At 60.0% G+C, this 8,527-nt stretch carries 13 protein-coding genes; 6 read left to right on the forward strand and 7 right to left on the reverse strand.

Annotated elements, in window-relative coordinates:
- Together SMC5_RS10790 and SMC5_RS08035 are read left to right on the forward strand one after the other, a co-directional pair.
- A partial coding sequence (locus SMC5_RS10790) for a tetratricopeptide repeat protein (protein WP_165849034.1) occupies positions 1 to 566 on the forward strand: 566 nt, incomplete at its 5' end.
- On the forward strand, positions 556 to 1,146 hold the full coding sequence (locus tag SMC5_RS08035) for a J domain-containing protein (RefSeq protein ID WP_165849035.1): 591 nt from the start codon (positions 556 to 558) through the stop codon (positions 1,144 to 1,146). The genes SMC5_RS10790 and SMC5_RS08035, both read left to right, overlap by 11 nt.
- Before the next feature lie 27 nt (positions 1,147 to 1,173).
- On the opposite strand, the gene SMC5_RS08040 is transcribed toward SMC5_RS08035, so the two are convergent.
- On the reverse strand, positions 1,174 to 1,533 hold the full coding sequence (locus tag SMC5_RS08040; protein WP_119120296.1) for a hypothetical protein: 360 nt from the start codon (positions 1,531 to 1,533) through the stop codon (positions 1,174 to 1,176).
- 7 nt (positions 1,534 to 1,540) lie between these two features.
- Positions 1,541 to 1,903 (reverse strand): ThiF family adenylyltransferase, encoded by a 363-nt coding sequence (locus tag SMC5_RS08045; protein ID WP_119120297.1) that lies wholly within the window; start codon positions 1,901 to 1,903, stop codon positions 1,541 to 1,543.
- Between the two features lie 62 nt (positions 1,904 to 1,965).
- Here SMC5_RS08045 and SMC5_RS10485 point away from each other — a divergent pair, with 62 nt between their 5' ends.
- Positions 1,966 to 2,235, forward strand: coding sequence for a hypothetical protein (locus SMC5_RS10485; protein ID WP_126854976.1), 270 nt, complete (start codon positions 1,966 to 1,968; stop codon positions 2,233 to 2,235).
- A gap of 124 nt (positions 2,236 to 2,359) precedes the next feature.
- Here the strand turns inward: SMC5_RS10485 and SMC5_RS08050 are convergent, their stop codons facing one another.
- The 3 genes from SMC5_RS08050 to SMC5_RS08065 all read right to left on the reverse strand — a co-directional run bounded on the left by SMC5_RS08050 (position 2,360) and on the right by SMC5_RS08065 (position 5,091).
- Positions 2,360 to 2,551 carry a hypothetical protein gene (locus SMC5_RS08050; RefSeq protein WP_119120298.1) on the reverse strand — a complete coding sequence of 64 codons (192 nt, stop codon included), beginning with the start codon at positions 2,549 to 2,551 and terminating at the stop codon, positions 2,360 to 2,362.
- A 418-nt stretch (positions 2,552 to 2,969) separates the two neighbouring features.
- Entirely contained in the window at positions 2,970 to 4,037 is a 1,068-nt protein-coding gene (locus SMC5_RS08060; protein ID WP_119120300.1) for a hypothetical protein, read from the reverse strand.
- A 127-nt stretch (positions 4,038 to 4,164) separates the two neighbouring features.
- Positions 4,165 to 5,091, reverse strand: a complete 927-nt coding sequence (locus SMC5_RS08065; RefSeq protein ID WP_119120301.1) for a DMT family transporter — start codon at positions 5,089 to 5,091, stop codon at positions 4,165 to 4,167.
- 296 nt (positions 5,092 to 5,387) lie between these two features.
- Here SMC5_RS08065 and SMC5_RS08070 point away from each other — a divergent pair, with 296 nt between their 5' ends.
- Positions 5,388 to 5,579, forward strand: a complete 192-nt coding sequence (locus tag SMC5_RS08070) for a hypothetical protein (protein ID WP_119120302.1) — start codon at positions 5,388 to 5,390, stop codon at positions 5,577 to 5,579.
- Positions 5,580 to 5,664: 85 nt separating this feature from the next.
- Here SMC5_RS08070 and sdaAA read toward each other — a convergent pair whose 3' ends face one another.
- Positions 5,665 to 6,594 (reverse strand): L-serine ammonia-lyase, iron-sulfur-dependent, subunit alpha, encoded by a 930-nt coding sequence (gene sdaAA, locus SMC5_RS08075; RefSeq protein ID WP_207799159.1) that lies wholly within the window; start codon positions 6,592 to 6,594, stop codon positions 5,665 to 5,667.
- Complete coding sequence (gene sdaAB / locus SMC5_RS08080) at positions 6,572 to 7,264, reverse strand: L-serine ammonia-lyase, iron-sulfur-dependent subunit beta (protein ID WP_119120303.1); 693 nt, start codon at positions 7,262 to 7,264, stop codon at positions 6,572 to 6,574. Before sdaAB ends, sdaAA begins: the two co-directional genes overlap by 23 nt.
- A gap of 150 nt (positions 7,265 to 7,414) precedes the next feature.
- Between sdaAB and SMC5_RS08085 the strand changes: the two genes are divergently transcribed.
- Together SMC5_RS08085 and SMC5_RS08090 are read left to right on the forward strand one after the other, a co-directional pair.
- Positions 7,415 to 8,197, forward strand: a complete 783-nt coding sequence (locus tag SMC5_RS08085; RefSeq protein ID WP_119120304.1) for a patatin-like phospholipase family protein — start codon at positions 7,415 to 7,417, stop codon at positions 8,195 to 8,197.
- Positions 8,190 to 8,527: restriction endonuclease (locus SMC5_RS08090; protein ID WP_165849037.1), on the forward strand; the 338-nt coding region annotated here is incomplete at its 3' end. The genes SMC5_RS08085 and SMC5_RS08090, both read left to right, overlap by 8 nt.

Below are 8,527 nucleotides of genomic sequence, written 5' to 3' on the forward strand. Positions count from 1 at the left end.
TCCCGCGCGGCATCAGGTTCTCCGCGAAGGCGGAGGAACTGGCGGCTCAACTGGAGCCCGACCCTGAGCTTGTCTATCACATCTCGTCCGACCTGGGAGCGATGTACGCGGAGGTGGGCAACTGGGAGAAGGCGATGTACGAGGACAGTCGCGCTCTCGAGGTGTCGCGCGCCGCAGACGACTGCGCTGGTCAGATCAATGCGCTGCTTGCTCTTGCACAGGTCAGCCTTGCCCGGCAGGACCTGGCGTCCGCGCGCAGTGAGGCAATGGGAGCGTTTTCGCTGGCCCATTTGTGCGGTGACACGCTGCTGCAGGCCGAGGCCATGCGGTCGGTCGGAGACGTTTCCGAGGCCGCCGGGGAACATGAGCAGGCTATGCGCCAGTACGAGCAGGGACTGCTTCTCGAGGCAGCATCGCCGGACCCTGAGATACGAGCACAACTCCACTTTGTCATGAGCATGGCGTGTGACGCCATGGGCGACGCGGCGAGGGCAGCCCAGGAACGGAATCTGGCCGAAGCTGTCGGGCTCCCGACGGACGCGGAGGATGATGATAGTGACGCCTGACAAGGACCTGTACGGCGTTCTGGGCGTGAGCTCGTCGGCGCCCCAGGAGCAGATCCGCTCGCAGTATCGGGTCCTGGTGAGGAAATACCATCCGGACCTGCACCCCGGCGACGCGAGTGCCGCACTCATGATGGAACAGGTCAACGCGGCATACGACGTCCTCGGCAACCCTGAGGAGCGGCAGCAGTACGACGCCCAGATCAGTGCATCGTCGCAGAGCTGGGGTGAGACCGCTGCTCCCAGCAGCTACGGACAGTCTGCATACCGCAACCCTACTGCCGGTGCGGGACCCCAGTCCACGTGGAATTCACAGTGGGGCAACGCGGGGGCGGACCCGCGGGAGCGGCAGGCCGAAGCTGAGGCGATGTGGGAGGCGATGCGCTCTCAGGAGCGCACGAGAGGTGGTCAGTTCAGTGACGTGTGGGCCAACGTCCCGGACCAGCAGGCGCAGGGAGACTTGAACGGCTGGGCCGTGGCCGGGCATGTCATCTGGCTCATCGTTCGTATCGTTTTCGGTATCCTGTTTATCGCGTTGCGCTTGCTGAACACGAGGGTGGATGATCGCAACGACTTCTTCTAGCACATGTCTTGCACGCAGGGTATGACGTTATGTCGCTGGTTCTTCCTCCAGGTGGCCACCGCACACCAGGCAGTCTGGATCACGGTCGATACGGGCGCCATACCATCGAAGGATACTCGGGTGTGTCCACTTGAAGCCCATGCGGGGCCAGTTTGCATAGGCTTCTTCGCGCCGGTTTGCCCAGACGTAGAAATCCGAGGCGAGGTCTTCGTCGACCGTGCTCATCCCGGTCTCGATGCCGCGTGACAGTTCCACCAGTGCCATTTTGACCATCATGTTCGCGATAGGGGCGATGTCAGAGGACAGCCCGATCTGGATCATGGTGTTGATCTTGCCTTCCTCGACGTAGGCAGGCAATACGGCGAGAGCCTGTCGCTTCTGAGACATCTCCTCTTCACGGCCGTCGATGAGACCCGAGGAGAAGACGCAGTTGTAGCAGGGGCCCTTCCANNATCTGGTTGAGGTTGAAACGGCTCTGGTCATTGTCAGAGGCGACAATGAGCAGGTCACATGCCGCGACGGCATCCTCGACCTGGCTCAACGACTGGTTGACGTTGATCTCCAGGGTCGAGACGTCGGCATACGGGTTCTTCTGCAGCATCTGGTCCCGCACCGCGAGCGTCTTGTACCTCCCGAGATCGTTTACACCACACACGTGGCGGCTGATATTTCCCAGCTCGAGCCGGTCGAAGTCCATGAGAGTGAAATGGCCAATTCCTGCGCGGGCCAGTTCNNAGAGCGATGGGGGAACCGCCACTTCCAAGGCCGACGATGACGACCTTCTTGTCGGCAAGGGCCGACACTTCGAGGAGCCCTGTGTTGCGGGTGAATAACTCGGAGCGGCGAGGGACAAACCGTGTGTCTGCGCCGGATACGCCCTTCTCGGTCAGGACAAGTGCGCGGCAGGAGGGTGAACCCGCCGCGTCGGTTCCTGCCAACAGGACCACGATGGGCCTCCCGTCGGGGGCGACACGGCTGCGAACCTGCAGCATGAGCGTCTCTTCGTCGACGAACCCCTCAGTGTCCGAACGCATTGCGACGCACGGGCAGGTAAACCCGGAAGGCGTTGAAGAAGGCTTCTCGGTGTAGGCGTGAAAGACTGTCCAGTCGTCGAACCCATAAGCAACACCATCGAGCAGGCGGACGTCTCCCGTCTGGCTGAGCAGGTCACGGACCTGTTCCTCAAGCACGTAAACCAAGGGCGTCATGGCAGTCAGCAGGCGAAGAAGCCGTCGCGCGTCGGGTCATCCGCCGTCACAGCGTCCGGCGAGAGCTGAGGGGACTTGGCGTCGACAAGCACCAGCTCTTGTGTTCGTGGGTCAAAAACCAGCTTTCTGGTTGTCGTCTTGCCCTGTGTTATCTGTGCCAGATGATCCAGGACGCCTTTAGAGTCTTTCTCTTCCATCGTGTTCCTCCTCGTGGTCAGGCTGTCATGTGTGGCAGATAGTGGTCTATGGCATAGCCGCTATCCAGATGGCCTTCATAGGCTTCGATCCAGGCCCGGATTTTCAGCAGGACTTTGGAGAATGTGACATTGGGACTCCAGTGAGAGGCGCTGTAGTGACAGATGCGTACGACGCCGTTCTCCGGTTTCAGCAGGTGCATCGGGTATGACGTTCCCAGGTCGACCAGGGAGTGCCCAAAACGGTCTCGGAGAACGGGACTGACGATCTCGATGANNGCATTGGAGCGCAAGGTCCCCTCGATGATGGCATGACCGGGGATGATGCTGTCTTTCAGGAAGAAGGTCGGGAAGTAGCGCGACAGGACGTCCATTTCGAGGCGTAGTCTTGCTGACTGCTGCGAAGACCAGCCCATGGGATTCAGCCCACTCTGTCGCGGGGAACGTCAGACCCCGTGTGTTCCCGATTGACAAGGAACGTTGTAACCAGATCCTCGATGCGTGTAACGATATTGTCGCCACGGTCCATGGCTACAAACAGGGTGCGCGGGGTTTTCCAGGACTCCTCCTGTCCTGCTGGAATGTCCACGGGTCGACATTCGACGACGGGCTTGACGACAGGGTAGGAATGTGGGAAAACAACCTCGAAGGCGTAGCCGTCGCGCTCAAAGGCCAACGACACCCTTCCATCCTCTCGCTGTAGGATCTCAACGTCTTGTTCGAGCGCCGACAACCCCTGGAAGAAGCGGTGCAGTTCACCACGCCCTTCGGGTGTTGCCATGAACGAGGAGACGGGAAAGGTCGGGCTGGTTGTCTGCGGCGTGGTTGCCATGACGGCAAAGGTTGTGCTGGGGATGGCTTCGTAGGTTGAGGCGGCAGTGCGCGGTTCGCCGTGTGGAAATCCTTTGACGGCTTCCATGGCAATGCGTATGGGGCTGGAACCGGGCAGGATGAGCCACGTCAGCTGCCGGCGTTCTCCGCCTCCGTGTGTACGGTAGAGATAGGCGCGCATCTCGACTCTGTCGGACTTGTCGGCGAAATTGCATATCGTGAGCAACCAGGCATTGAACCCGTTCTTGTCGAGTGCTCGCTGCATCGTGCTGGAGTCGCCGCTGGACGGTACCGTGAGACCGAGTCTGTGGTGGGAGTGCCAGGTGCCGACGTGCTGCAGGCCGTGCAGGTCGTGGAGAATAGCGCCGGCAGACTTGAGGAACGAGGACTCCTGGTAAAAGGCCGCATCGTCGTGTTCAGCAGTTTCGCCTGGTCCCAGCACGTACTCGATCACCGGTGAACCCGTGTGGGTCCAGAAACCAAAGAGGTCTCCTCCGGTCTCGATACTTGGATAGTCTGTGGCGAACCGGGCCATGGTCTCCAGTTCGCCCTCGTAGATGAGTGCCTTGTCACCGCGTGATACCCCGGACGTCTCAGTCCGCTTGTGGGCGGAAGCCGCTATTGTGCGCCTGAACTTCTCGCTGTGGCCTCTTGCCATTCTTCCTCCCCCTGAAGAAATCTGCTCTCAGAGTCCTCTGATTGTGGAGAGTATAACACGAGATGCAAAACGGCAAATATTCCAGCACGGCAGTCATCTCAGGCTGACAATCGTCTTGGCTCCTTCTTCATTGGGCGGTGGTTGAAGGCAATGTCGACGGGACGTTGTGTTTTGTTGATGGGAGGTTGCCGATAACAACGCCGGCGACGATGAGGATGCCTCCGATAAGGGCAACAGGTTTCATGCGCTCGCCAAGGAGCACCAGGGCATACAGGGCAGAGAGGACGGGTTCCAGAGAGTCGATGATGACGGCACGCTGAGCGCCGATCATGGCGATGCCCTGTACGAACAGGAACATGCCGCCTGCGGCCGATAGACCGATGCCGGCAAAGACCAGCATAGCCGTACGGGAGCTGAAAACGGCTGGGTAGAAGACGGGCTGGCCTATGGTGAGGAGGCACAGAACCATGGCGGGGGCCACCTGGTTGTAGAGACCGAGTGTGCGCGGGTCGACTCCACGGATGACGCGCTGCGAGAGTACGGCGTACAGCGCATAGGCCACAGTGCAGGCCAGCATGGTCAGGATGCCGATCCCGGAGACGCTGTGGAAGCTCGCGCCCAGCAGAAGCAGCAGGCCAACGGCGATGACTCCTACGGATGCCAGGTAGCCGCGCGTCACGCGTTCATGCAGGAAGATCCAGGCGAACAGGCCGGCGAAGGCGGGGTAGCAATGGAACAGAAACATGGCGGTCGATACAGGCAGCAGCCGGAGGGCGGTGAAGTATAGCAACGTCGGCCCGGTGACGAACACGGCCGAAAAGCCAAGGAGGACGCCTGCCTCATGCCAGTTGCGCGGGAACAGCAAGTGCCAGTTCAGGAGCCCGATGATCACGACCAGGATGATGCTGGCGAGGAGATAGCGCTCCTTGAGCAGCTGCACAGGGCTCAGGTTGTACCGGTACGCGAACTTGGCGAGGACCGAGACGCCGCTGTAGATGATGGCCGACGCGACGGCGACCAGGATTCCACCTTTTCGAACCTGAGGCTGATTCATGTGCGCTGCTCCTTTTGAATCACGTTACTTAATCATAGTACGCCGAGAGCGGAGCGCAAGAATGTGGGCCAGGATGCGGAGACTGTTCCTCGGGGGACCGTCGTCTTTGCGGCGCGGGCCTTGAACATGTCACAGGACTGCCATACTGATATGTGTTCCTCGAAGGATATGGTCTTTGCGCCAGCGGTGTGGGATCAGACTCAGAAAACCGGAGGATCGATGTGGAGACAATAGTTCTTTATGGGGGCTTAGACTGTGAATAGTGTGCTAGTGTGCTAGTTGGAGGGTTCTGGTTATTGTTCGCGCTGCTGGGGTTTATCGTATTTGGCTACTTGACGTCGCGCATAGCCAGCTCGAAAGGACGCGATGCGGCTGGCTGGTTCTTCATCGGGGCGTTTACCGGACTCTTTGGCCTGGTGGCAGCTCTTATCATGCTGCCTGCAGAGTACTACGAGGAAGGCTCCTCTCGGCGTCCGCCCCTTTCATAGCGCTCGAGTCAGTGGTCAATAAGGGCTGGTCGCTGGATGTCTGACGACCGCCCGAGCCTCTATGCTGCCGCTGAGCAGCGAAGCGTTATGGTCGCGTCCTCTTGAATTCGGCAGCGATGCGAACCGCGGTGGGCGTGGCCGCGAGTCCACCGAGTGACGTCTCCTTGAGGGAACTCGGCATGTCGCGGCCGATATGGTCCATGGCCCGGACGACTTCATCGAAGGGGATGACCGTCCGGATGCCGGCGAGTGCCATCTCCGCGCTGGCAACTGCGTTGACGGCGGCCATGACGTTGCGCTTGACGCAGGGGATCTCGACCAGTCCGGCGATGGGGTCGCACACGAGCCCGAGGACACTTTTCAGCGCAAAGGCCGCAGCGCTTTCGATCGCCTCCTGATCTTCAGAAAAAAGGGAAACGAGGGCTGCCGCTGTCATGGCGCCGGCGGAACCGTTCTCGGCCTGACAGCCGTGCTGTGAACCCGATAGCGAGGCCTGAATGGCGATGCACTCCCCGATACCCTCTGCAACGAACAGTCCCTGCAGGATGCGTTCCTCGGCGACATGATGACCGTCGGCGATCGTCAGATAGGCGCCTGGAAGAACGCCGCTCGCGCCTGCCGTGGGGGCCGCGACGATCCGTCCCATGCACGCGTTGTTCTCTGCCGCAGCCAGGGTATTGCGGATGACGGTGCTGAACTGATTCCCGACCAGTGACCCGCCTCCCTGGATGAAGGTATCCATATGGGCGGCACCACCGTCGATCATGCCTGAGGGGGTCCGGTTCGAGTGCTCCAGTCCCTCTCGCAGCGTCCCGCGCATGGCGTCGAGGATGGTGCGCATACGCGAGAGGACCTCGGATTCGGGCAGTTCCTGGTTCTTGGACTCATACATCACGAAGAACCCGGCGAGTGTCGGGATGTCATATTCTTCCATGAGACGACGCGCGTCCGAAAGACCGTGGATGCGGATGCGCCTGATCTCGTCCAGCTCTTCAGTCTTCTTCGGCGCGCTCATATTCGTTCCCCAGTTTGTTGATGGTCACGACGTCGGTGACGCCTGTGTTTGACCGGAAATAGCCGGCGAGGTCGTCGGGGCAGGGTTGGTCGAGTTTCATGATCGCCATTGCGCCTCCAGTGTTCTTGTCACGTGAGATCTGGGCATAGGCAACATTGATGCCACGTGTGCCGAGAGCATCGCCGAGCAGCGCCATCATGCCGGGGACGTCGCGATATGTAACGAAGAGCAGGTTGTGCTTGCCTGAGAAATCGACCCGTGCGCCGTTGATACCGACAATCTTGACAGAACCCCCTCCGACAGAAATGCCTTCAACCACAAATGGGTGTCCCCCGTTGGGATCGGTGAACGTGATAGAGGCGCAGTTGGGGTGTTTTTCCGGGTCGATTGCCTGCTCGAAGGCGACATCGACCCCTTCTTGCGCGGCAATGTCGTAGCTTTGCTTGATCCGGGGGTCGTCGACGCGCAATCCCAGGATACCGCCCAGGATCGCTTTGTCCGTGCCGTGACCCCATCCCGTCTCTGCAAACGAATTATAGAGTATGATACGAGCTCTTCGGACAGGCTTGCCATAGACGCGTCGTGCCAGATAGCCAATCTTGGCAGCACCTGCCGTGTGCGAACTGGAGGGTCCGATCATAATCGGTCCCATGACGTCGAAAATGGCCATAAGTGCCTCCTGATGTCACTCCAAGTATAGGATGGAAGGGGTCATGTCAAGCCGGTTGATAAGGTAAGGAGCGCTGTTGTCCAGCTGCCGTATCCGCAATATACTGCTAAGAAGGGGATCATTCCTGGCCCCAAAACAGGAGGAGTCGCGATGACGACTTGCAAGAAGCAAAAGCTTGGCCTGGCTCTCAGTTCGGGCGGGGTATTTGCGTATGCGCACATAGGCGTGCTGCGGGCGTTGGAAGAGCTTCACATCCAGGTCGACCTGTTTTCGGGTGCTTCGATGGGCGCTGTAGTAGCCGTGTTCAGTGCGGCGGGCTTCGACTCCGACGCACTGGAAGTCCTCAGCGTCAAGCATGGCGCCCAGGTGGCCACGCTGCTCGGGTCCGCCATTTCCGTGAGTGGCCTGACGACGCCCTTGCGCCTGCGCGCCGCTCTCCGTAAATCACTCCCGGTGACGGTTTTCGAGGCTCTCAAGAAACCCGTCTGCATCGCCGCGACCGACGTGCAGACCGGTAAAGCCCTTCTTTTTGACAGTGGAGACATCTGGGGTCCCTTGTCCGGGAGCTTCAGCCTGCCAGGCATGTTTCCGGTTGTCGAGTCCGGTGATCAGCATCTGCTGGATGGCTGCATGTCGCTGCCGGTTCCCGTGACTGAGCTGCGCAAGCGGGGCGCAACGAGGGTCATTGCGGTGTCACTGTATGATCCGGATCAGCAAGAAGAGTACAAGCCCAGCCTGAACATCCCCAAACTGCTCGAGCGTTCGCTCAACCTGATGTTCAACAACATCGCAAGGCCGGAGCTCGAGGTGGCTGATCTGGTCATCCGGCCTGATCTCAAGGGCTGTGCACCTGCGGACGTCCACGGGTATGTCGTGCGAGGGTATGATGCAGCCATGAGCAGAAAGGCGGAGATCGAGGCGCTGCTTGCCTGACATCCAGAGGCTTCTGGGTGCACTGCAGCAGTGGACAGCGGAGTGGGCCGCCAGGACCGTGACTGCCGTCTGGAATGCATTTCTGCCATTCGTTCCTTCCCTGGTGGCAACTGCCGCGCTTCTTGTTCTGATAGCAGTGGTCGGCATCGTCATCCGTATCCATCGCGACCGAGTGTTTCACGGAGCAACGCTGAGGTCCATCGACGCCATGGACGGTACACAGTTCGAGGAGTTCCTGGCAGTGCTGTTTGTCCATCTGGGCTACCGTGTTCAGCATGTTGGCATGAGTCATGACTTCGGGGCCGATCTGGTGCTGACGTCGTCCCGTAA

Source organism: Candidatus Cryosericum odellii (assembly GCF_003570935.1).
GTDB lineage: Bacteria > Caldisericota > Caldisericia > Cryosericales > Cryosericaceae > Cryosericum > Cryosericum odellii.